Below are 22511 nucleotides of genomic sequence, written 5' to 3'. Positions count from 1 at the left end.
GGCTCCCAGTAGACGACTGGGTTGATAGGCCGGATATGGAAGCCCTGTGAGGGGTGGAGTTGACCGGTACTAATAGGCCGAGGGCTTGTCCTCAGTTGCTCGCGTCCACTGTGTTGTTCTGAAACAACGACCCCAGCCTGTCTGGTCACAGGGCTGGTGCGGTTGACAGTTTCATAGTGTTTCGGTGGTCATAGCGTGAGGGAAACGCCCGGTTACATTCCGAACCCGGAAGCTAAGCCTCATAGCGCCGATGGTACTGCAGGGGGGACCCTGTGGGAGAGTAGGACGCCGCCGAACAATCTTTCAGAGAAGCCCCTCCGGGTCACCCGGAGGGGCTTTTCGCATTCCCGGACACATTCCGAGCGGCGAAGCGCGCGTCCAGGAGCCCGACCGCAACCCGCCCGGCCGCTCGCCGGGCGCGATCTGATGCGGCGTAAGGTCACCGCATGGAGACCGCTGAGAACAGCTCACTCGCAGACGACCAGGGCCGGATCCTGGCGACGGACTCGCTCACCCCGGAACAGCTCGACGTGGCCCGGGCCGTGCTCACGGCCGCCGCCAGGGAGGACGGCCGGGAGGCCGTGTCGGAGGCCGGCCGGCTCCGGATCAGGGCCGACAGCCCCCGCCCGGGCGTGCGCCACCTGGTCCAGACGTACGCCGGCGACGCCGCGGGTTACGGCCAGCTGGAGACCACGGGCGAGGACGCGGCGGCCGCCGAGCTGGCAGTGGTGCCGGCGCTGCGCGGCCGGGGGCTCGGCCACCGGCTGGTGGACCAGGTGCTGGCGACCGCGGGCCCGGGTGCCTCGGTGGACTTCTGGGCGCACGGCGGCCACCCGGCCGCCGGCCGGCTCGCCGAGGTGTACGGGGCGGAGCTGGTGCGCGAGCTCCGCCAGCTGCGGCGGACCGGCGAGGTGCCCGAGGAGGTCCCGCTGCCGGCCGGGATCGGGCTGCGGACCTTCCGGCCGGGCGAGGACGACGAGGCCTGGCTGCGGCTGAACGCGCTGGCCTTCGCCCACCACCCCGAGCAGGGCGCCTGGACCGCCGCCGACCTGGCCGACCGGGTGGCGGAGCCGTGGTTCGACCAGGCCGGGTTCTTCCTGGCGACCCGGGACGGCGAGCCGGTGGGCTTCCACTGGACGAAGGTCCACCCGGACGGCCTCGGCGAGGTGTACGTCGTCGGGGTGGCCCCGAGCGAGCAGGGCAGCGGGCTCGGCCGTGCCCTGACGGCCGCCGGACTGCGGTACCTGCTGCAGGTGCGCAAGGTGCCCGCGGTGCTGCTGTACGTCGACGCTGACAATCCGGCCGCGCTGCGGGTATACGAGAGGTTGGGGTTCACGGTGCACGAGGTGGACCTGATGTACCGCGTGCGGGCGGCGGCGATCGGGACCGGCCAGCATCTCCGGAGGGAGGTACAGGGGTGACCGACTCAGCTTTCCTCCCGGCCATGCGGTGTTTACCGTGGATTCAATTGACACCGCGAAGATCACAGGATGACGCCCGAAGTGCCTCGTCCACGTACCGCTCCCCGATCGGCGGGTAATCCGCCGGCCGCCGCGGTCGGGTGGACGCCGGTGCGGCTGGACGGGGGCCGCGTGGACGCCATCGGCGCGCCGCACGGCCAGGACTTCGCCCTGCAGGAGGAGCTGGAAACCATGAGCATCCCTCGGCCTGTCCCCGCCTCGTTGCCGCCCTCGGCCCGTGCCCAGGGCTCCGGCACGGGTTCGGGCACCGGTGCGGTCCCGGCTTCCCCGGTGACCGACGGCGCCTCCCCCGCCGCCGCGGCGACCGCCGGACCGGACCAGGCGGGTGCCCCGGTGGCCCCGGCCCGTACGGTCAAGCGCGCCCAGGCGGCGAAGAAGGCGGCGCCGGCCAAGCGGGCCACGGGCAAGCGGACGGCGGCCGCGCCGGCCAAGCGGACGGTGACCAGCAAGCGGACCGGCACCGCCGCCAAGCCCGCCCCGGCCCCGGCCGAGCCGGTGGTCGAGCAGGCCGCCGCCCCGGCCGCCTCCTCGGTGCTGACCCGCGGGCTGGCGGCCGAGGTCGCCGAGCAGCGGGCGAACGCCGCCGCCGCGAAGGCCGCCGCGCACGGGCCCGAGGAGCTGCCGGAAGGCCGCTTCCTGGACCGCGAGCGCAGCTGGCTGGCGTTCAACGAGCGGGTGCTGGAGCTGGCGGAGGACCCGAACATCCCGCTGCTGGAGCGGGCCAAGTTCCTGGCGATCTTCGCGTCCAACCTGGACGAGTTCTTCATGGTCCGGGTGGCCGGGCTGAAGCGCCGGATCGCCACCGGTGTGGCCCAGCGGTCGGCCTCCGGTCTGCAGCCGCGCGAGGTGCTGGACCTGATCTGGCGGCGCTCGCGCGAACTCATGGCGCGGCACGCGGCCACCTTCCAGCAGGAGGTGCTGCCGGACCTGGCGGGCGAGGGCATCGAGCTGGTCCGCTGGTCGGAGCTGGCCGACAAGGACCAGTCCCGGCTGCACACGCTGTTCCGGCAGCAGGTCTTCCCGGTGCTCACCCCGCTGGCGGTGGACCCGGCGCACCCGTTCCCGTACATATCGGGCCTGAGCCTGAACCTGGCCGTGGTGGTGCGCAACCCGGTCTCCGGGCACAAGCACTTCGCCCGGGTGAAGGTGCCGCAGTCGCTGCCGCGCTTCCTGGAGGCCTCCCCGCAGCGGTACGTCCCGCTGGAGGACGTCATGGGGGCGCACCTGGAGGAGCTGTTCCCGGGGATGGAGGTGCTCGCCCACCACGCGTTCAGGGTCACCCGCAACGAGGACCTCGAGGTGGAGGAGGACGACACCGAGAACATCCTCAAGGCGCTGGAGAAGGAGCTGATGCGGCGCCGGTTCGGGCCGCCGGTGCGCCTGGAGGTCGAGGAGTCGATCGACCCGTACATCCTGGACCTGCTGATCCGGGAGCTGAACATCACCGAGGCGGAGGTCTTCCCGCTGCCCGGTCCGCTGGACCTGACGGGCCTGTTCGGCATCGCGGACCTGGACCGGCCGGAGCTGAAGTACCCGAAGTTCGTGGCGGGCACCGCCCGTGGTCTAACCGACGTGGAGTCGGCCTCGCAGCCGGACATCTTCGCGGCGATGCGCGAGCGGGACGTGCTGCTGCACCACCCGTACGACAGCTTCTCCACCTCGGTGCAGGCCTTCCTGGAGCAGGCCGCGGCCGACCCGCACGTGCTGGCGATCAAGCAGACGCTGTACCGGACCTCCGGTGACTCGCCGATCGTCGACGCGCTGACCGACGCGGCGGAGTCCGGCAAGCAGGTGCTGGTGCTGGTCGAGATCAAGGCGCGCTTCGACGAGCAGGCCAACATCAAGTGGGCCCGCAAGCTGGAGGAGGCCGGCTGCCACGTGGTCTACGGGCTGATCGGCCTCAAGACCCACTGCAAACTGTCGCTGGTGGTCCGCCAGGAGGGCGACACGCTCCGCCGGTACTCGCACGTCGGCACCGGCAACTACCACCCCAAGACCGCCCGGCTCTACGAGGACCTGGGGCTGCTGACCGCCGACCAGCAGGTCGGCGCCGACCTCTCCGACCTGTTCAACCGGCTGTCCGGGTACTCGCGCCGCGAGTCCTACCGCCGGCTGCTGACCGCGCCGCGCGGGCTGCGGGACGGGCTGGTCTCGCGGATCAACGCGGAGATCACGCACCACCGGGCCGGGCGCGCGGCGTACGTGAAGCTCAAGGTCAACTCGATCGTCGACGAGCAGCTGATCGACGCGCTGTACCGGGCCTCGCAGGCCGGTGTGCCGGTGGACGTCTGGGTGCGCGGTATCTGCGCGATCCGGCCGGGCGTGCCGGGGTTGAGCGAGAACGTCCGGGTGCGCAGCATCCTGGGACGGTTCCTGGAGCACTCGCGGGTGTTCGTCTTCGGCAACGGGGGTGACCAGGAGGTGTGGTTCGGCAGCGCCGACATGATGCACCGCAACCTGGACCGCCGGATCGAGGCGCTGGTCCGGGTGGCCGATCCGGCGCACCGCGCGGAGCTGTCCGGTCTGCTGGACCTGGGGATGTCGGACGAGACGCAGTCCTGGCACCTGGGCGCGGACGGCAGCTGGGCCAGGCACTCGCAGGACGCGGACGGACGGCCGCTGCGGCACGTCCAGGACCTGCTGATCGAATCGCGCCGCCGCCATCGCAGTTCGGCGGGTTCGCGCTGATCCGGCCTCGGCCGGGTCGGCGGATACGCCGGACACCAGCCCCGGGCCCGCCGCCACGGCGTGGGCCCGGGACCACATCGGGGAGAGCAGTGCCATGACCGAAGCGCCGACCACGGCCACCGCGTACGCCGCGGCGACCGTCGGGGAGGTCCTTGCCGGCTACCTCACCGGGCAGGCGGGCGTGTTCCTGCGCGCCCTGCCGGCCACGGTGGGGGAGGCCGGTTCGAGACCCGGCGCGCTGCCGGCCTCGGCCGCGGCGGCGGACGACCTGCTGCGGGCGGTCCGCCGGATCGGCGGGGTGCTGCACACCTTCGGTGCCGCCTTCGAGCCGGGCTGGGCGCAGGAGGCCAGGACGGAGCTGCGCTGGCTGCTGAACCTGCTCGGCCAGGAGCCCGCGTTCCAGCGCAGGTCGGTGCGGTTGCTGGCGGCGGTGGACTCGCTGGGCGGGACCTCCGGCGACGGGCCGGGGATGCTGGCCGGGCACGCGGGGGCGCCGAAGGCGCGGGCGCTGCTGGAGCGGCAGCTGACGTTGGCCAGGACCAGGGCGCACACGGCGGTGCTGCAGGAGTTGCGCTCGGCCCGGCTGCACGCGTTGGCGGACCGGATGACGCTGCTGGTGGGGGACGTCCCGCTGGCCGGTCCGGCGGCCGTCCGGCCGGCGGTGGAGCTGCCGGTGCAGGCGTCGGGGGCGCTGTCCGCGCTGGTGGCGGACGTGGAGCTGCTGCCGCTGAGCCGGGCGGCCACCCCGTACGGCGGGGACGGCCTGCACCGGCTGGCCGCGGTGCCGCAGGCGCGCGGTCCGGTGCTGGACGCGGACGCGGCGATGGCGGCCGACGACGAGCCGTGGCACCGGGTGCGGATCCTGGTGAAGCGGGCCAGGTACGCGCTGGAGGTGTGCGGACGGCCGGTGGCGACGCTGGACGAGCTGGACGGGGTGCTGGACCGTCACCAGGAGGCGGCGGACGCCGCGGTGACGGTCTCGACGGCGGCGCGCACGCCGCGGATCACCCCGGCGACGGCCTACGTGCTCGGTGTGGTGCATGCTGATCAACGACTGGAGGTGGAGGCGGCCCGGTACGCCTTCGGCCACCGGTGGCCGAACCTCTCGCCGGGCCTGACCGGCTGGGAGGGTGTTCCCGCACCACGGATGGCATGAATGGGCGATCGTCTGACCCCCGCGCGCAGCGCGGCCCCCTCGTACCGCTACGACCCGCGGGCCGGTGCCGGCACGCCCCGGCGGCGTGGTCCGGCGGGGTCGACGATCCTGGCCGCGGGCGCGGTGCTGTGGGTGCCGGGTCCGGTGGCGAAGGACGGCCGCCGGCGCAAGAAGCCGCGGATCGCGCTGGTGCACCGGCCGAAGTACGACGACTGGAGCCTGCCGAAGGGCAAGCTGGAGCCCGGTGAGGGCTGGCGGGCGGCGGTGCTGCGCGAGGTGCGCGAGGAGACCGGGTACGACTGCGCGCTGGGGGCGGAGCTGCCGGCGCAGCACTACCGGGCGAGCGGCCGGCCGAAGGAGGTCCGGTACTGGGCGGCGGTGCCGACCGGCGGGGTGTTCGCCCCCAACCGTGAGGTGGACCGGTTGGAGTGGCTGCCGCCGCGCAAGGCGCGGGAGCGGTTGACGCACGCGCGGGACCGGGCGCTGGTGGACGCGTTGCTGGAGTGTCTGGGGAAGGCCGTCCGGAGGCTGTGAGCGCGGGCCGGGGAGCGGTTCCGCGGTCCCGGCTTCCTACTTGCCGGTAACGGTGATCTCGCTGCGTTCTTCCCGTGACGCAACCGTTACTACCGGCCGCAGTTTCCTGCCATCCCTCCGAGGTTCACTTCTCGTTCACTTGCGACCGCCTGATGCGTCACCTGCCCGGCCTAACTTCGGGACTACCGGAGGGCCGAACAGGCCCCGGACCACAGCAAAGCCTGTGCGCCTTCCCCTGACGGGTCGGCCGGACGCGGGCGATGCCTCAGAAAGGGACACCCTGTGAAGCTCCAGCGGAACGGCCGCACCAAGGCCCTCGCGATCGGTGCCATGGCGCTCGTCAGCTCGCTGTCGCTCGCCGCGTGCGGTACCGACGACAACACCGCGCCCACCGGCGGCTCCTCCTCCGGCGCGGCCACCTCCGCCGCCGCGATCGCCTGCGCCAAGGGCGGCCAGCTGCTCGGCGCCGGCTCCACCGCGCAGGGCAACGCCGTCGACGTGTGGAAGGCCGCCTACGGCTCCGCGTGCTCCGGCACGACCATCACCTACGGTGGCGGCGGCTCCGGCGCCGGCATCACCCAGTTCAACCAGGGCAAGGTCGCCTTCGCGGGCTCCGACTCGGCCCTGAAGCCGGCCGAGGTCGACGCCTCCAAGGCGGTCTGCACCGGTGGCCAGGGTGTCAACCTGCCGATGGTCGGCGGCCTGATCTCGGTCGTCTTCAACGTCGAGGGTGTCGACAAGCTCGTCCTGGACGGCCCGACCCTCGCGAAGATCTTCGACTCGCAGATCACCAAGTGGAACGACCCGGCCATCGTCGCGCTGAACCCGGGCGTGACCCTGCCGGCCGCCGACATCCAGGCGATCCACCGCTCGGACGACTCGGGCACCACCGAGAACCTGACCAAGTACCTGGCCAAGGCCGGCGGCGGCAACTGGAAGTACCCGGCCGCCAAGACCTGGGCGGCCCAGGGCGGCCAGTCCGCCAGCGGCAGCGCCGGCGTCTCGGCCCAGGTCAAGCAGGTCAAGAACTCGATCAGCTACGTCGAGCTCTCCTTCGCCCAGACCAACAAGCTGAACAGCGCCGCCATCAACACCGGCGCCAGCAAGCCGGTCGAGGCCACCGCCGCCAACGGCGCCACCACCTTCGCGAAGGCCCAGATCGCGGGCACCGGCAGCGACCTGCCGCTGACCCTCGACTACGCGACCAAGGACGAGGGTGCCTACCCGATCGTCCTGGTCACCTACGAGATCGTCTGCGACAAGGGCAACAAGGCCGACACCCTCGACCTGCTGAAGTCCTTCCTGACCTACACCATCAGCGACAACGGCCAGCAGGCCATCGGCCAGGCCGGTTACGTGCCGCTGCCGAAGGAGCTGTCCGCCAAGGTCCAGGCCGTCATCCCGACCCTGGCCTGATCCGATCCCGGTACCACCGGTGGGGCGGCCCTCGTAGGAGGGGGCGGGGCCGCCCCACCGGGTACCGGGTACCTGCACCACCGACACACAAGTCCGGGGCACCGCCGCCATTGGTGCCGTCCCTCTCGGGGCAGCGCCGCCAGACCGGAGTAAAAGATCATGACTTCATCAGCCCCTGCCGACACCACGGGCAGGGCCGGCCGGAGCAGGCGAGACAGCCGCTTCGGCGACAAGGTTTTCTTCAACCTGTCCCGCGGTTCGGGCATCCTGCTGCTGGTCATCATGGCCGCCATCGCAGGGTTCCTGGCCTACCGCTCCGCTCTTGCCCTGGGCAAGAACGACGGCAACTTCTTCACCACCTTCGAGTGGGCCCCGGACGGGGTGAAGCCGGTCTTCGGCATCGCCGTCCTGACCTTCGGCACCCTGGTCAGCGCGTTCATCGCGATGCTGATCGCGGTCCCGGTCGCGGTGGGCATCGCGCTCTTCATCTCGCACTACGCGCCGCGCCGCATCGCCCAGCCGTTCGCCTACCTGGTGGACCTGCTGGCCGCCGTCCCCAGCATCGTGTACGGCCTGTGGGGCGTGCTCTTCCTGGTCCCCCACATGGAGGGCCTGACCAGCTGGCTGAACCAGTACCTGGGCTGGACGTACCTCTTCGACCAGACCAAGAACGGCGCCCCCGCGCGCAACCTGTTCACCGTCGGCATCCTGCTGGCGATCATGGTTCTGCCGATCATCACCGCGGTCACCCGCGAGGTCTTCCGCCAGGTCCCGCGGATGCACGAGGAGGCGGCCCTCGCCCTCGGTGCCACCCGCTGGGAGATGATCCGCACCGCGGTGCTGCCGTTCGGCCGCCCGGGCATCATCTCCGCGTCGATGCTCGGCCTCGGCCGCGCGCTCGGCGAGACCATCGCGGTCGCCATCGTCCTCTCCAGCAGCCCGACCCTGTCGCTGCACCTGCTGGACCCGGGCGGCGGCACCTTCGCGCAGAACATCGCCCTGAAGTTCAACGAGGCCCAGCCCTTCGGGCGTGACGCCCTGATGGCCTCCGGCCTCGTCCTGTTCGTGATCACCCTGCTGGTGAACGGCGCCGCCCGGATGATCATCGCGCGCCGCAAGGAGTACTCGGGGGCCAACGCATGAGCACCACGACCACTGCACCGACGGTCCCGCTGCTGCGCGGCGACCTGACCAGCGGCCGGCTCCCCCGGTGGGCGCCGATCGGCGTGGCGGTGCTCTCGATCGCCCTCGGCTGCGCCATCGGCGCCGGCGCCGGTCTCGCCAGCCACATCCAGTGGGGCCTTATCGCGGCCATCCTGTTCCTCGTCATCAGCTACGGCCTCGCCGTCAAGGTCGAGGGCCGCCGCCAGGCCAAGGACCGGTTCGCCACCTCGGTGATCTGGGTCGCCTTCATCCTGGCGGTCGTGCCGCTCGGCGCGCTGACCTTCTACACCGTCCAGCAGGGCATCGGCGCCGTCAACGGCGACTTCCTGTCCCACTCGATGAAGGGCGTGGTGGCCTCCACCAGCCCCGGCGGCGGTATCTACCACGCCATCATCGGCACCCTGGAGCAGGTCGCCCTGGCCACCCTGATGGCCGCCCCGATCGGTCTGCTGACCGCCGTCTACCTGGTGGAGTACGGCCGTGGCCGGCTCTCCCAGGCGGTCACCTTCTTCGTCGACGTGATGACGGGTGTCCCGTCCATCGTCGCCGGTCTGTTCGTCTTCTCGCTCTGGACCATGCTCAAGCAGGGCTACTCCGGCTTCTCCGGCAGCCTCGCCCTCGCGATCCTGATGATCCCCGTCGTCGTCCGCTCCGCCGAGGAGATGCTCAAGCTCGTCCCGAACGAGCTGCGCGAGGCCTCGTACGCACTCGGTGTGCCGAAGTGGAAGACCATCGTCCGGATCGTGATCCCGACTGCCATCGGCGGTATCACCACCGGTGTGATGCTGGCCGTCGCCCGTATCACGGGTGAGACGGCACCGGTGCTGATGCTGGTGTTCGGTAGCGACGTCATCAACAACGACCCGTTCAAGGACCCGCAGCAGTCACTGCCGCTGTACATCTGGCAGCAGTACACCGTGGTCAACAACGAGTACGGCTACGCCCGCGCCTGGGGTGCCGCGCTGGTGCTGATCGCCTTCGTGATGGGGCTCAACCTCCTCGCGCGGGGCATCGCACGCTGGCGCTCGCCCAAGGCCGGACACTGACACCGACTGACGTTCAAGAAGACGAGAGAAGACGAAAGATCATGGCGAAGCGCATCGACGTCAGCGGACTGTCCGCGTTCTACGGCGGTACCAAGGCCATCGAGGACATCTCGATGACCGTCGAGCCCCGCTCGGTGACGGCCTTCATCGGCCCGTCCGGCTGCGGCAAGTCGACCTTCCTGCGGACCCTCAACCGGATGCACGAGGTCATCCCCGGCGCCCGGGTCGAGGGCAAGGTGCTGCTCGACGACGAGAACCTGTACGGCTCCAACGTCGACCCGGTCGCCGTCCGGCGCTCGGTCGGCATGGTGTTCCAGCGGCCCAACCCGTTCCCGACCATGTCCATCTACGACAACGTGGTGGCCGGTCTGAAGCTGGCGGGCGTCAAGAAGAAGTCCGTGCTGGACGGCGTGGTGGAGAAGTCGCTCAAGGGCGCCAACCTGTGGAACGAGGTCAAGGACCGGCTGAACAAGCCCGGCGCCGGCCTCTCCGGTGGTCAGCAGCAGCGGCTGTGCATCGCCCGTGCCATCGCGGTCGAGCCCCAGGTGCTGCTGATGGACGAGCCCTGCTCGGCCCTCGACCCGATCTCCACGCTGGCGATCGAGGACCTGATCGGTGAGCTCAAGGAGCAGTTCACGATCGTGATCGTGACCCACAACATGCAGCAGGCGGCCCGCGTCAGCGACCGGACGGCCTTCTTCAACCTGGCCGGCGTCGGCCAGCCCGGGAAGCTGATCGAGCTGGACGACACCCAGCGGATCTTCTCCAACCCCTCGGTCCAGGCCACCGAGGACTACATCTCCGGCCGCTTCGGCTAGACCGACCCGCTGCCGCGAGCGCACAGGCTGCTCCGCGGTGCTGCATGGCGGTGCCACCGCGGAGTATGAAGTGAAGGGCCCGCCCCCGAGAGATGGGGGCGGGCCCTTCCGCGTGTCCCGCCGCGGTGCAGCGCAGTGCCGGGCGGTGCGGACCGGGCCTGCCGGTCCGCACCGCCGGTGCCGTCAGCCGAGGACCAGGTCGATGACCCAGTAGATCGCCGCGGCCACCAGCGCGGCGGCCGGCATGGTGATGAACCAGCCCAGCACGATGTTCTTGGCCACGCCCCAGCGCACCGCGCGGATCCGCTTGGTGGCGCCCACGCCCATGATCGCCGAGGTGATCACGTGCGTGGTGGAGATCGGCGCCTTGAAGACGAACGAGGTGATGTACATGATCGTCGAGGCGGTGGCCTCGGCCGCGAACCCCTGCGGCGGGTCCAGCTCGATGATCTTGCGGCCGAGCGTCCGCATGATCCGCCAGCCGCCCGCGTAGGTGCCCAGCGAGAGCGCCGTCGCACAGGAGATCTTGACCCAGATCGGGATGTCGCTCCCGCTCTGGTGGCCGGAGATGGTCAGCGCCATCACCACCACACCCATGGTCTTCTGGGCGTCCTGCAGACCGTGGGCCAGCGCCATGGCGGCGGCCGAGGCGGTCTGCGCGACCCGGAAGTTGCGCTTGGCCCGGTGCGGGTTGGCCCGCCGGAAGATCCACAGGATCGCCAGCATCACCAGGAAGCCGAAGATCAGGCCGACCACCGGGGAGACGAACATCGGAATGATGATCTTGTCCACCACGCCGGACCAGATCACCTCGGTGCCGCCGGCCAGGGCCGCGCCGACCATCCCGCCGAACAGCGCGTGCGAGGAGGAGGACGGCAGGCCGTAGTACCAGGTGACCAGGTTCCAGGCGATCGCGCCGAACAGCGCGGAGAACAGGATGACCATGCCCTGGCGGCCGGTCGGGGTCGCGATGATCCCCTCGGAGACCGTCTTGGCGACCCCGCTGCCGAGGAAGGCGCCGGCCAGGTTCATCAGCGCGGCCATGGCCAGCGCGACCCGGGGGGTCAGCGCCCGGGTGGAGACCGAGGTCGCGATCGCGTTGGCGGAGTCGTGGAAGCCGTTGGTGTACGTGAAGAAGAAGGCAACGCCGAGGACGGCGATGAGTGCTGCGGTGTCCACGCCGGTCAGGACTCCTTGACCGCGATGGTCTCCACCGTGTTGGCGACGTGCTCGAAGGCGTCGGCGGCCTCCTCGAGGACGTCCACCACCTGCTTCAGCTTGAGCACCTCGATCGCGTCGTACTGTCCGCTGAAGAGGTGGGCGAGCAGCTTGCGGTGGATCTGGTCCGCCTGGTTCTCCAGCCGGTTGACCTCGATCCAGTACTCGGTGAGGTTCTCCATCGAGCGCAGGTGCGGCATCGCCTCCGCGGTCAGCTCGGCCGCCCGCGCCAGCACCTCGATCTGCTGCTCGACGCCCTTGGGGAGGGTCTCGATGTCGTACAGCACGACCAGGTCGACCGCCTCCTCCATGAAGTCCATGATGTCGTCCAGCGACGACGCCAGGCTGTAGATGTCCTCACGGTCGAAGGGCGTGATGAAGGAGGAGTTCAGCTGGTGGAACACCGCGTGGGTGGTGTCGTCACCGGCGTGCTCGGCGGCGCGCATGCGCTCGACGATGTCCGCGCGGGCCGACACGTCTGCTCCCAACAGTTCCAGCAGGAGCTTCGATCCGACGACGAGGTTCTCCGCGGCAGCGGCGAACATGTCGTAGAAGCTCGTCTCCTTCGGGGTCAGGCTAAAACGCACGGATATCTCCGATGTGCGGGGGCGGGACTGAACGATGCTAGGCGCAAGCCGTCGGAACTGTGCAAACGGGGGTTGACGTGACCCCTCAGTCTGGCCCAAACTCGGCCGGTTTGCTCCGGGTCCGTACGACCGACCGCCGGGCGCCCGTCCGTCCGGTGGAACACCGCCCGGGCCCCGGGTGTTGGACACTGGAGGTCCAGGCAGGGGCCAGCAGCGAGGACGGAAGGCGAGCCGGATGACCACGATCCCGACGCGCACCGAGGACGTACCGGCGCACGGCGACGCGGCCGCCGCCGAGGCCACGGGCGGGGAACAGCCCGGTGGCGGGGAGGCCGGGGCGCGAGCGGCCGAGCAGCAGGAGACCGGGGGCGGGCACGGCCCGCACGGCTACAGCTCCCGCAAGAGCGAGCACCTCAAGCGGCTGCGCCGGATCGAGGGCCAGGTCCGGGGCCTGCAGCGGATGGTGGACGAGGACGTCTACTGCATCGACATCCTGACCCAGGTCTCGGCCGGGACGAAGGCGCTGCAGGCCTTCGCGCTGGCCCTGCTCGAGGAGCACCTGCGGCACTGCGTGGCCGCCGCGGCCGAGGAGGGCGGGGCCGAGCTGGACGCCAAGGTGGCCGAGGCCACGGCCGCGATCGCCCGGCTGCTGCGCTCCTGAGCGGCCGCCCGTAGGGCCCCGCCGGCACCGGGCGGCCGGGCGCCGGTCAGTCGCCGGGCGCCTGGGACCGCTGATCCGGCACCTGGTCGGGCGCCTGGTCCGGTCGGTCGGGCACGTGGTCAGGCACGTGGTCGGGTTGGTCGGGCCGGTCGAGCAGCACCTCGTCGATCTGCTCGGTACCCAGCCGCTCCGCCGCGCTGGTCGACGCGGCGATCATCAGTTCACCGGTGAGCTCGATCTCGTCGAGCGCCGTCTTGTCGTGACCGCCTGCCCGGCCCTCCGCGGACGACACCTGCACCACCACCCCTTCAGCGCCACCTGCCGGTCCGGACGGCAGCCCCGGCTGTCCAGCGTAGGCAGGACGGCGCCCGGCCACATGGCACGGACGGGTCATCTCTGCCGCCGAAACGGGTGGGCCCGCCCGTTACTTCGCGGACGGCGACTCGGAGGACTGCATCGCGTAGATCTCCGCCGGGCCGGGCTCGGCCGCCTCCACCGGCGTCCCGAACTCGCCGAGCGACACCGTGGAGACCACCTTGACCTGGTCCTTCGGCGCCTTGGACCCGGCCACCCCGGTGAAGTTGAAGGTCTCGACCACCTTGTGCAGCCGCCCCTGGGCGTCCAGCCAGGCCTCGTACGGGACGTCCTTGCTGGTGAAGGTCTGGGCGCCCATCCGCAGCGAGTCCGCCCCGCGGCCGCCGGTGGCCTCGGCCGCCTTCGCCAGGTCGAGGGAGCCCTTGTAGTGCTTGAGCTCGACCCCGCCGACCGTCTCGGTGCCGACCAGCTCGGCGCTCTGCGCGCCGCGCAGCGCGCCGGCGGCGCCGGCCGGGTCGGTGGCCCCGCTGCTGACCAGGTTGCCGTCCGGGAGCTGGCGCACGTCCAGCTTGACCCACTTGCCCGCGGGGATCTTGGCGCCGGTGTTCTGGAGGTAGACCGTCCCGGGCAGGACGACCTCCTTGATGGTGCCGGTGGTCGCCGCCCCCGGCGGCACGGTGATCTCCAGCCGGCCGATCCGCTTCACGTAGTCGTACCCGCCGGTGCCGGAGAAGACGGCCTTCTTGTCCGCCGACTCGGTGGAGAGCTCGGTGGTCGCGTGCACGGATCCGGTGCGGCCGGTGATGTCGGCGGCGCTGCGGACGGCGGTCAGCGGGTCGGCGGAGAGCTGGTCCGCGGAGCTGCTCGGCGGGTGGGTGGCACCGCCGCAGGCGCTCAGCGCGGCGGCCAGCGCCACCACCGCGGCGGCGGACCGGACGGGCCGCACGGTCCGGCGGCCCTTGATCGGCTTCTTCACTGTCGACACAACCCCCTCGGGCGCGGATGCCCGGCAAGCCACCACCCCGGGTGGGCAGAGCTCTTCACCGTCAAACGAGCTGACGGCCCGATGGTTACGCCATCGGGGGCGCGGACGCCTCGTCGCGCGCCGGGCGGGGCAGCGGATACCGTGGCCGGGTGCACAGCGAGCGGCCGGTCGAACCCGGTGCGGAGCCCACGTCGGACCATCAGGTGACGGTGGAGGAGCGCGGCTCGTTCGCGTTCGCGGGCTGCAGCTGCGGCTGGTTCGCCCCGGCCCGCAGATCCAGGGACCGCGCCCGGCGGGACGCCGCGGAACACCGCAGCGAGCACGAGGGGGAGAACCCGGGGTAGCCCGCCTGCGGCAGGACGTCAGGGGTTCCGGGCCCGCTCAGGCCGCGAGGTCGCGCTCCTGGGCACCGGGCTCGGCCTCGACGGCCGGACGTGCCCGGCGGCGGTCGGTGCCGCGGCGACGGCGGCGGCCCGCGGAGGCCGGACGGCTCGGCCGGGCCATGATCAGCGGCGCGGCGGCCGTCCTGGTCAGCGCGTGGCAGAGCGGGACCAGCACCGCCATCGCGATCGGCGCCAGCAGCAGCACCACGGCCGTCGCGAGCGCGTACCCGCCGAGCACGTCGGTCGGGTAGTGCACGCCCAGGTACATCCGGCAGAAGCCCTGGAGCAGCGCCAGCACACCGGCCACCAGCCCGAGCCTGCGGTTGACCAGCAGCAGGGCCACCGCGATGCCCATGGACATCGCGGAGTGGTCGCTGACGAAGGAGAGCGTGCCCTCCTTGCCCTCGACCAGCACGTTGAGCTCGGGATGGTCGACGAACGGTCGGGGCCGGTCCACGATCCGGGAGATCGGCAGGTTGGCCAGCTCGGCGAGGGCGACCGCGAGCGGGGCCCAGAGCAGGCCGGCGACGGCCACCGGCGCGTCCGGCGCCTTCCGGGCCCGCAGCCAGGCGACCAGGCAGACGGCGGCGAGGCCGAGCAGGATCCCGTACTCGCCGACCCAGGAGACCAGGCTGTCCAGCCAGCCGGGGGCGGACCAGGACAGCCCGTTGATCACGCGCAGCAGATCGAGGTCGGGGTTGCCCGTGTCGGCGAGCAGCGTCGACACGCCGCACCTCCCTCTCTCGTCACGGTGGACCTTCGGCCCACCGTGCAAGAACGCCGGAGGCGGCCGTCAGGTTTCCGGTCGGACCCGCTGTTATGGAAACTTGACTGACCGTCCACTTGACGTGCACACAAGCCGGTTCCGCCGGCTCAGGTCCCGGCGGGGCGCCCGGAGGTGGCCGGTGCGGGGCCCGCCGGGGTGGCGGGTGCCCGGCCGGCCGGGGTTGCCGGGGCTGCCGGGGCGGCGGCTGCGGCCGCCGCGGCGGGGCTCGGGGAGGCGGGGGCCTGGTTGCCGCCGCTGGGGCCGCCACCGCCGCTGATGCTGCCGTCCGCGCCGCGCACCGGCAGCGCCTCGGCCCCGTCCTGGGTGATCCGGGTGGCGCCGATGTAGTCGCGCTGGTCGATGGTGTCGTAGCGGATCACCGCGCCGGTGTGCGGCGCGTCGATCATGAATCCGCCGCCGACGTAGATGCCGACGTGGTGGATCGAGCGCGGGTCGTTCAGGTCGTTGGCGAAGAACACCAGGTCGCCGGGGCGCAGTTCGCTCCGGGAGGGGTGCTCGCCGGCGTACCACTGGTCGTTGGCCACCCGGGGGAGCTTGATGCCGACGCTCTCGAACGCGGCCTGGGTGAGGCCGGAGCAGTCGAAGCGGCCGTTCTGCGAGGGCAGGCCCTCGCCGCCCCACAGGTAGGGGGTGCCGAGCTTGGTCTGGGCGTAGTAGATCGCCCCGGCCGCCTGCCGGGAGAGGCCGACCGACCCGCCGGTCACGGGCGCGGTGAAGCTGCGGGCCAGCGACTGGATGTTGCGGACGTAGCCCTGGGTCTCCTTGTACCCGGGGACGCCGCCCGCCCTTATCACCGCGTACGGGCCGGCGTTGTAGGCGGCGAGCATGTTGGCCTGCCGGTCGCCGGGCACGGTGGAGACGTCCTTGGCCAGCGCGCAGTCGTAGGTGGCGGCCGAGGCGATGGCGTCGGAGGCGTCCCAGATGTCCCGCTTGCCGTCGTTGTTCCCGTCCGTCCCGTAGGAGGCCCAGGTGCCCTCCAGGAACTGGGCCATCCCGTACGCCTTGGCGGGGCTGCGGGCCGAGGGGTCGAAACCGCTCTCCTGGTAGAGCTGGGCGGCCAGCATCGGGGGGGAGATCTCGGGGCACAGGGTGCCCCATTTCTGGATGAGCGGCTGGTAGGCGGCGGGAACCGTGCCGGCGGAGAGCGCGAGGTTGTTTCCGGCCGGCTGGGCGGCGCCGCTCGCGGCGAACGTCCCGACACTGACCAGGCCGACGAATCCGACCGTCACAACTGCCGCAGCGGCGGCGGCAGCGCCTGCCTTGCGGAGTACCATCAGCACCATCCCGACGAAGCGTCAGTCAGTAGTGTCCCGGAAGGCGTTGCTCAGCGCAATCATCGCGAACACATAGAGTGAGCCGTATCCTTCGTACGGTGGACATCCTGTCGTACGTGACCCGTGCCGCACGACCAATCCGCGAGAAGTAGCCAAGTCGACATCAGATCTGGCCAAGAATAGGACCGGCCCCTTCGCTCGACCATGGTTCGGGGCCTTGAATTTGCCTGATCGGGCGGTGAGATGGAAATGAACCTGAGCAGCGTGGACAGCAAGGTGATCGGGTACCTGGCGGAGGATCCGCCGAAGAAAGCCAATATCGACACCATCATCGGTGGGATCGCGCCCGACTGGGGCCCGTTCGCCAGCCTGGGCTCGGAGGCCCGGGTGATGGTGGAGGTCGTCATGGCCGTCGCCATCCTGGCCTGTCTGGGCCTGGCGGTGTGGGGTGCGGCCAAGCAGCGGATCGGCGCCACCGCGATGAGGGACACCTTCAGCGCCGAACAGGGCAAGGGGCTGATCATCGCGGGTCTGACCGGCGTGTTCATCATCGGTTCGCTGGGCACCCTGTTCACCATTGTCTACGGCATGGCCATCTGACGGTCAGATAGTCGTCCCGGCGGGCCGGTCCTACCGCGTCTGCTGGGTCCGTCGTGTTTCACCACCGGAGCCCCGCCAGGGCTCCCCGCACCTGGAGGGCCGCCGTGCCGTTGTCCGACGACCAGCCGCACACCCGTACGCGGCTCCCGGTCGCCGAACAGGCCTCCTACCAGGTGAGCGGGCGTCAGCCCCGCCCGCTGCGAACCCTGCTGGCCGTCCTGGTGGTGGTCACCCTGCTGGTGCTGGCGATCTCCATCGCCAACCGCGGCAAGCCCGACCCGGGCAGCGGCTCGTCCTCCACCGACCGGGCCGCCGGCTCCGGTGGGGCCGGCGGGACCGGCGGTACGCCCGCCCCGGCGCAGACCGCGGCCACCGGGCAGCAGCCCGTCACCACCAGCGCGGGCGGCGTGGCCAACGGCTTCCCGCACACCGACCAGGGCGCCCAGTCCGCGGCCGCGAACTACGCGGTGGCCCTCGGCTCGGCCGAGATGTTCCGCGCCGAGACCCGGCACCCGCTGGTGGCCACCGTCGCCGACCCGAGCGTGACCCCGCAGCTCCAGGAGCGGCTGGACAAGGCGTTCGGCCCGGAGACGGTCACCGGCTTCGGCCTGGACGCCCAGGGCAAGGCGCCCAAGGGCCTGACGTTCGTCAGCCGCAGCGTCCCGGTCGGCACCCGGACCACCAACTCCGCGGACACCGCGACCAAGGTCGAGGTGTGGTGCACAGGCCTGGTCGGCCTCGCCGGGGCCAACTCGACCAACCCGGTCTCCGAGAACTGGTACACGCTGACCGTCACCATGCGCTGGAGCGGCAGCGACTGGAAGCTCACCGACTTCTCCCGCGTCGCCGGCCCGGCACCCGTTCCCGGGGACCAGCAGGCGGCCACCGCCGAGGACATCACCAATGCCGTCCAGCAGTTCGGAGGCTTCCGCTATGCCCGCTGACGGTCCGATCCCCGCGTTCGCCCGACGGGCCGGCGCGCTCGGCGGTGCGATGGCGACGCTCCAGCTGATGGCCCTGGCGGTCGCGCAGCGGGCCTTCGCCGACCCGACGCCGTCGCCGACGCCCTCGCCGAGCCGCTCCTGCTCGGTCGATCTGCCGGTGGCCGGCGCGGACCAGCTCTGCGCCCCGCCGGGGGCGGTGACGGTGCCGGGGACCGGAGCCGTCACCGGGGCCACCGACCCGCTCGGTTCGCTCGCCAAGGGCTGCGCCCAGGCCGCCGCGTGGGTGGTCCGCAAGCTGTCCGGCGCGATCGACGGCACCACCCAGGTCGACTTCACCAACGCCGCCTTCCTCCAGCAGTACGCGGTGGTCTTCGCCGGCTCGACCATCATCACGCTGGTGCTGTGGCTGCTCGCCGTCACCAAGCGGGCGGTCCGCGGCGCCCCGCTCGGCCAGGCCTTCGCCGAGGCGATCGGCTTCCTGTGGCTGACCGTGGTGGCCTCCGCCTTCACCCCGCTGATCCTGTTCACCCTGGTCAGCGTGACCGACGGGCTGACCGCCGCGATCGCGGCCGGCACCAAGTCGGACACCGGCACCTACCTGGGCGGCTTCGCCGACACGCTGGAGAAGGGGACGATCGGCGGCGGCCCGCTGATCCTGATCATCGTCTCGCTGGTGGCGGTGCTGGCCGCGGCCGTGCTCTGGATCGAGCTGCTGATCCGGGCCGCGATGCTCTACGTCGGCGCGCTGCTGGGCACCGCCGTGTACGCCGGCCTGGTCGACAAGCAGCTCTGGAAGCACGTCCGCCGCTGGGCCGGGCTGATGCTGGCGGTCGACCTGGCCAAGCCGATCATCGTGATCATCCTCGGCCTGGCCGGCGCGGTCGCCACCGGAGCCGGGGCCGACGACGACTTCGCCAGGGTGCTGTCCGGCCTGGCCATCCTGTTCCTGTCGATCTTCGCCAGCGCCGCCGTCTACCGCTTCGTGCCGGGTCTCGGCGACGAGATGCTCCACCTGCGCAACGCCCGCGCCGGCGCGGTCTCGGCCGGCTCCGCGATGATCAGCGGCCCGGCCAACCTGGTGAAGCAGGGGATCTCCACCCACGGCTCGCGCGGCGGCCCGCAGGCCGCCAACGCCTCGTCGGGCAGCGGCAGCGGCGGCGGCTCGGTCGCCCCCGGCATCGCCGCGCACGCCGGCCGCACCCCCGCGGCCGCACCCCCGCCGCAGGGCCCGTCCCTGAACCGTGACAGCAACTCAGCGAAGGGAGGGTGACGGGTCGGTGAGCAGCGAACCGCTCGGCCAGTACGGAGCCCAGTACGCCCAGCCGTACGTCCACCAGCGCCGCACGTACCTGATCGGCAAGTCCCGGCCCAATGCGCCGATCGGGCGCAACCGGGAGACCGGGGAGATCGTGCTGATCATCTTCGGCGCCTTCCTCGGCATGATGTGGGGCCTGCTGACGCCGATCCTGCCGTTGCGGATCGCCGGGCTGGTCGGCTTCCCGCTGCTCGCCATCATGGCGGTCTACGTGCCCTACCGGCGGCGCACCTTCTACAAGTGGGCGGAGATCAACCGGACCTACCGCCGGACGCTGCGCAGCGGCCGGGCGCTCTGGAAGTCCGAGGTGATCGACGCCGGCACCCGGCTGGACGGGCGGGAGATCGAGATCGGTCCGCCGCCCGGGGTGGGCCGGCTGCGCTGGCTGAGCGCGCCGTTCGGGCCGGACGAGGTCGCGGTGCTGATGCACCTGGAGCGCCGGACCGTCACCGCCGCGATCGAGATCGAGGGCCCGGGCGTCGGGCTGCGCGACTCGGAGGACCAGGAGACCCTGGTCGACCGGTTCGGCACGCTGCTCAAGCACGTGGCCAACGGCGACGGCTTCGTGACCCGGCTGCAGATCCTGGCCCGGACCCTGCCCGCCGACCCGGACGCGCACGCCAAGGACGTCGAGCGGCGCGGCGCCCAGGACGCCCCGCGCTGGCTGCAGGACTCCTACGACCAGCTGCAGTCGATGGTGTCGACCTCCTCCGAGCAGCACCGGGCCTACCTGGTGGCCTGCATGCACTACACCCGGGACCTGGCCGCCGAGGCGCACGCGATGGGCCGGGACGCCACCGGGCGCCGGACCAAGGACGACGACGGGCTGGCCGCGGTGATGGCCCGCGAGCTGACCGACATCTGCGCCCGGCTGGCCGAGGCCGACATCCGGGTCCGCCAGCCGCTCGGCCAGGCCCGGCTGGCCTCGCTGGTGCACTCGATGTACGACCCGGACCACCCGATCGACCACCTGCAGGCGATGAGCCGGCGCAACGCCTGGCCGGCCGAGCTGGACGCGACCCACCCGCAGCTGCTCCAGGCGAAGACCCGGGAGTCGGCGACCCGGGAGCCGTGGTGCCACGCCACCGCCTGGATCAAGGAGTGGCCGCTCACCCCGGTGGGCGTCAACTTCCTGGCCCCGCTGCTGGTGCACACCCCGGACGTGATCCGCACGGTGGCCGTCACCATGGACCTGGAGCCGACCGACGTCGCCATCGAGCGGATGCTGACCGAGAAGACCAACGACGAGGCGGAGGCCAACCGCGCGGCCAAGATGAACCGCACGGTCGACCCGCGGGACCTGGCCCACACCGGCCGGGTCGACCAGCGCGGCGACGACCTCGCCTCCGGCGCGGCCGGCGTCAACCTGGTCGGCTACCTGACCGTCTCGGCCCGCAGCCCCGAGGCGCTGGCCCGGGACAAGCGGACCATCCGGGCCTCGGCCGGCAAGAGCTACCTCAAGCTGGAGTGGTGCGACCGCGAGCACCACCGGGCGTTCGTCAACACGCTCCCGTTCGCCACCGGCATCCGCCGCTGACCCCTCCGGAGGCACCGTCATGGCGATCGGCAACCTCACCGATGCCTTCACCAGCCTGATGTTCGGCAAGGTGGAGACCACCCGGCTCCCCGTCCGCACCTCCACCGGCCAGGCCCAGGCCGTCTACCTGCCCACCGCCGCCCCTGGCCTGGGCGACTCGGGCGTGATCATCGGCCGCGAGGTGTACAGCGGGAAGGGCTACGTCTACGACCCGTTCCAGCTGTACGGCCAGCAGCTGCCCGCGCCGCACTGGCTGGTGCTCGGCGAGTCCGGCAACGGCAAGTCGGCGCTCGAGAAGACGTACGTGCTGCGCCAGCTGCGCTTCCGGGACCGCCAGGTGGTGGTGCTGGACGCGCAGGGCGAGGACGGGGTCGGCGAGTGGAACCTGATCGCCAACGCGCTCGGCATAAAGTCGATCCGGCTCGACCCGATGTCGGCCCGGGACGGCGGGGTGCGGCTCAACCCGCTGGACCCGTCGATCACCACCACCGGCCAGCTGTCGCTGCTGCGCACCATCATCGAGGTGGCGATGGGGCACGGTCTGGACGAGCGGGCGGGCTTCGCGCTGAAGGCCGCGCACGCCCACGTGGTGGCCTCCGTGACGGACCGCCAGCCGGTGCTGGACGACATCATCACCACGCTGCGCAGCCCGGAGCTGGCCTCGCTGGAGTCGCTCGGGGTCGCGGTGGACGACGTGCAGTCCTGGGGCCTGGACGTGGCGCTGGTGCTGGACCGGCTGGTCGACGGCGACCTGCGCGGCATGTTCGACGGGCCGACCACGGACGGCATCGACCTGGACGCGCCGCTGATCGTCTTCGACCTCTCGCACATCGACCGCAACTCGATCGCGATGCCGATCCTGATGGCGATCGTCGGCGTCTGGCTGGAGCACACCTGGCTGCGGCCGGACCGGGTGAAGCGGATCTTCCTGGTCGAGGAGGCCTGGCACATCATCAACAGCCCGTTCGTGGCGCAGCTGTTCCAGCGGCTGCTGAAGTTCGGGCGCCGGCTCGGCCTGTCCTTCGTCGCGGTGGTGCACCACCTGTCCGACGTGGTGGACGGGGCGGCGGCCAAGGAGGCCTCGGCGATCCTCAAGATGGCGTCCACCCGGACCATCTACATGCAGAAGGCCGAGGAGGCGCGGTCGACCGGGCGGGTGCTGGGGCTGCCGCGCTGGGCGGTGGAGATCATCCCGACCCTCTCGCCGGGCATCGCGGTCTGGGACGTCAACGGCAACGTCCAGGTGGTGAAGCACATCATCACCGAGGCCGAGCGTCCGCTGGTCTACACCGACCGGGCGATGACCGAGGACGCGGTGGAGGAACGCCAGCGTGCCGAGCGGCAGTTGGCGGCCGAGCCGCGGCGCTGACCGCGCCGCACCGGACGGCACCACCTGCGAGCGCCCCGCCGGGACGGATCCGGCGGGGCGTCAGTTCGTCCGCGCCGTCGTCGGATCCTCGGTTTCACGTCGTGTCCAGGAAACCCTCCCGTTACGCCCAGGGTCCTGACAGCTACGCGCGTTGACCCTAGGCTTCTCTGGTTCGATCGGCACACCCGCCAGCCCGGCCCCGTCCCACAGCGGGGCCCCGACTGTCCAGGGGA

At 71.6% G+C, this 22511-nt stretch carries 21 protein-coding genes and 2 rRNA genes; 17 read left to right on the top strand and 6 right to left on the bottom strand.

What is annotated here, in order from left to right:
• The 10 genes from ABT014_RS06295 to pstB form a co-directional block, all read left to right on the top strand.
• Positions 1-93: ribosomal RNA gene (locus ABT014_RS06295) — 23S ribosomal RNA — on the top strand; the annotation flags it as partial.
• 87 nt (positions 94-180) lie between these two features.
• Positions 181-297: ribosomal RNA gene (gene rrf / locus ABT014_RS06290) — 5S ribosomal RNA — on the top strand.
• A 149-nt stretch (positions 298-446) separates the two neighbouring features.
• Positions 447-1421, top strand: coding sequence for a mycothiol synthase (gene mshD / locus ABT014_RS06285; RefSeq protein ID WP_350637468.1), 975 nt, complete (start codon positions 447-449; stop codon positions 1419-1421).
• 171 nt (positions 1422-1592) lie between these two features.
• The gene (locus ABT014_RS06280; protein WP_350637467.1) at positions 1593-4169 is read left to right on the top strand and encodes an RNA degradosome polyphosphate kinase; all 2577 of its coding nucleotides are present in this window, start codon (positions 1593-1595) and stop codon (positions 4167-4169) included.
• Positions 4170-4263: 94 nt separating this feature from the next.
• The gene (locus tag ABT014_RS06275) at positions 4264-5325 is read left to right on the top strand and encodes a CHAD domain-containing protein (RefSeq protein WP_350637466.1); all 1062 of its coding nucleotides are present in this window, start codon (positions 4264-4266) and stop codon (positions 5323-5325) included.
• A complete protein-coding gene (locus ABT014_RS06270; protein WP_350637465.1) occupies positions 5326-5859 on the top strand; it encodes an NUDIX hydrolase in 534 nt (177 codons plus the stop codon).
• Between the two features lie 282 nt (positions 5860-6141).
• Positions 6142-7275, top strand: a complete 1134-nt coding sequence (gene pstS / locus ABT014_RS06265; RefSeq protein WP_350637464.1) for a phosphate ABC transporter substrate-binding protein PstS — start codon at positions 6142-6144, stop codon at positions 7273-7275.
• 159 nt (positions 7276-7434) lie between these two features.
• Entirely contained in the window at positions 7435-8418 is a 984-nt protein-coding gene (gene pstC / locus ABT014_RS06260; RefSeq protein WP_350637463.1) for a phosphate ABC transporter permease subunit PstC, read from the top strand.
• Entirely contained in the window at positions 8415-9485 is a 1071-nt protein-coding gene (pstA, locus tag ABT014_RS06255; RefSeq protein ID WP_350637462.1) for a phosphate ABC transporter permease PstA, read from the top strand. Before pstC ends, pstA begins: the two co-directional genes overlap by 4 nt.
• A gap of 41 nt (positions 9486-9526) precedes the next feature.
• Positions 9527-10303: a phosphate ABC transporter ATP-binding protein PstB gene (pstB, locus tag ABT014_RS06250; RefSeq protein ID WP_350637461.1), complete on the top strand. Its 777-nt coding sequence runs from the start codon at positions 9527-9529 to the stop codon at positions 10301-10303.
• Positions 10304-10486: 183 nt separating this feature from the next.
• Here the strand turns inward: pstB and ABT014_RS06245 are convergent, their stop codons facing one another.
• On the bottom strand, positions 10487-11482 hold the full coding sequence (locus tag ABT014_RS06245; RefSeq protein WP_350637460.1) for an inorganic phosphate transporter: 996 nt from the start codon (positions 11480-11482) through the stop codon (positions 10487-10489).
• A gap of 5 nt (positions 11483-11487) precedes the next feature.
• Complete coding sequence (locus ABT014_RS06240; RefSeq protein ID WP_350637459.1) at positions 11488-12108, bottom strand: DUF47 domain-containing protein; 621 nt, start codon at positions 12106-12108, stop codon at positions 11488-11490.
• Between the two features lie 235 nt (positions 12109-12343).
• Here ABT014_RS06240 and ABT014_RS06235 point away from each other — a divergent pair, with 235 nt between their 5' ends.
• Positions 12344-12769, top strand: coding sequence for a metal-sensitive transcriptional regulator (locus tag ABT014_RS06235; RefSeq protein ID WP_350637458.1), 426 nt, complete (start codon positions 12344-12346; stop codon positions 12767-12769).
• 46 nt (positions 12770-12815) lie between these two features.
• On the opposite strand, the gene ABT014_RS06230 is transcribed toward ABT014_RS06235, so the two are convergent.
• Entirely contained in the window at positions 12816-13073 is a 258-nt protein-coding gene (locus ABT014_RS06230; protein ID WP_502894858.1) for a hypothetical protein, read from the bottom strand.
• A gap of 120 nt (positions 13074-13193) precedes the next feature.
• Complete coding sequence (locus ABT014_RS06225; RefSeq protein WP_350637457.1) at positions 13194-14060, bottom strand: SCO4651 family lipoprotein; 867 nt, start codon at positions 14058-14060, stop codon at positions 13194-13196.
• Between the two features lie 158 nt (positions 14061-14218).
• Here ABT014_RS06225 and ABT014_RS06220 point away from each other — a divergent pair, with 158 nt between their 5' ends.
• Positions 14219-14413, top strand: a complete 195-nt coding sequence (locus ABT014_RS06220) for a hypothetical protein (protein ID WP_350637456.1) — start codon at positions 14219-14221, stop codon at positions 14411-14413.
• A 37-nt stretch (positions 14414-14450) separates the two neighbouring features.
• Here the strand turns inward: ABT014_RS06220 and ABT014_RS06215 are convergent, their stop codons facing one another.
• Both ABT014_RS06215 and ABT014_RS06210 read right to left on the bottom strand, forming a co-directional pair.
• Positions 14451-15179, bottom strand: a complete 729-nt coding sequence (locus ABT014_RS06215) for a phosphatase PAP2 family protein (protein ID WP_350637455.1) — start codon at positions 15177-15179, stop codon at positions 14451-14453.
• A 146-nt stretch (positions 15180-15325) separates the two neighbouring features.
• A complete protein-coding gene (locus ABT014_RS06210; protein WP_350637491.1) occupies positions 15326-16513 on the bottom strand; it encodes an NlpC/P60 family protein in 1188 nt (395 codons plus the stop codon).
• A 249-nt stretch (positions 16514-16762) separates the two neighbouring features.
• Between ABT014_RS06210 and ABT014_RS06205 the strand changes: the two genes are divergently transcribed.
• The 5 genes from ABT014_RS06205 (at position 16763) to ABT014_RS06185 (ending at position 22278) form a co-directional block, all read left to right on the top strand.
• Entirely contained in the window at positions 16763-17113 is a 351-nt protein-coding gene (locus tag ABT014_RS06205; protein ID WP_350637454.1) for a DUF8827 family protein, read from the top strand.
• 104 nt (positions 17114-17217) lie between these two features.
• On the top strand, positions 17218-18057 hold the full coding sequence (locus ABT014_RS06200; protein ID WP_350637453.1) for a hypothetical protein: 840 nt from the start codon (positions 17218-17220) through the stop codon (positions 18055-18057).
• Positions 18047-19327 carry a hypothetical protein gene (locus tag ABT014_RS06195; protein ID WP_350637452.1) on the top strand — a complete coding sequence of 427 codons (1281 nt, stop codon included), beginning with the start codon at positions 18047-18049 and terminating at the stop codon, positions 19325-19327. Before ABT014_RS06200 ends, ABT014_RS06195 begins: the two co-directional genes overlap by 11 nt.
• Positions 19328-19334: 7 nt before the next feature.
• Complete coding sequence (locus tag ABT014_RS06190; protein ID WP_350637451.1) at positions 19335-20909, top strand: SCO6880 family protein; 1575 nt, start codon at positions 19335-19337, stop codon at positions 20907-20909.
• A gap of 19 nt (positions 20910-20928) precedes the next feature.
• Positions 20929-22278: an ATP-binding protein gene (locus ABT014_RS06185; RefSeq protein ID WP_350637450.1), complete on the top strand. Its 1350-nt coding sequence runs from the start codon at positions 20929-20931 to the stop codon at positions 22276-22278.
• Positions 22279-22511 lie beyond the last annotated feature (233 nt).

Source organism: Kitasatospora sp. NPDC094015 (genome assembly GCF_040304075.1).
GTDB lineage: Bacteria > Actinomycetota > Actinomycetes > Streptomycetales > Streptomycetaceae > Kitasatospora.
The sequence above is the reverse complement of the archived record's forward strand: the minus strand, read 5'-3'. Positions and strand labels throughout refer to the sequence as shown.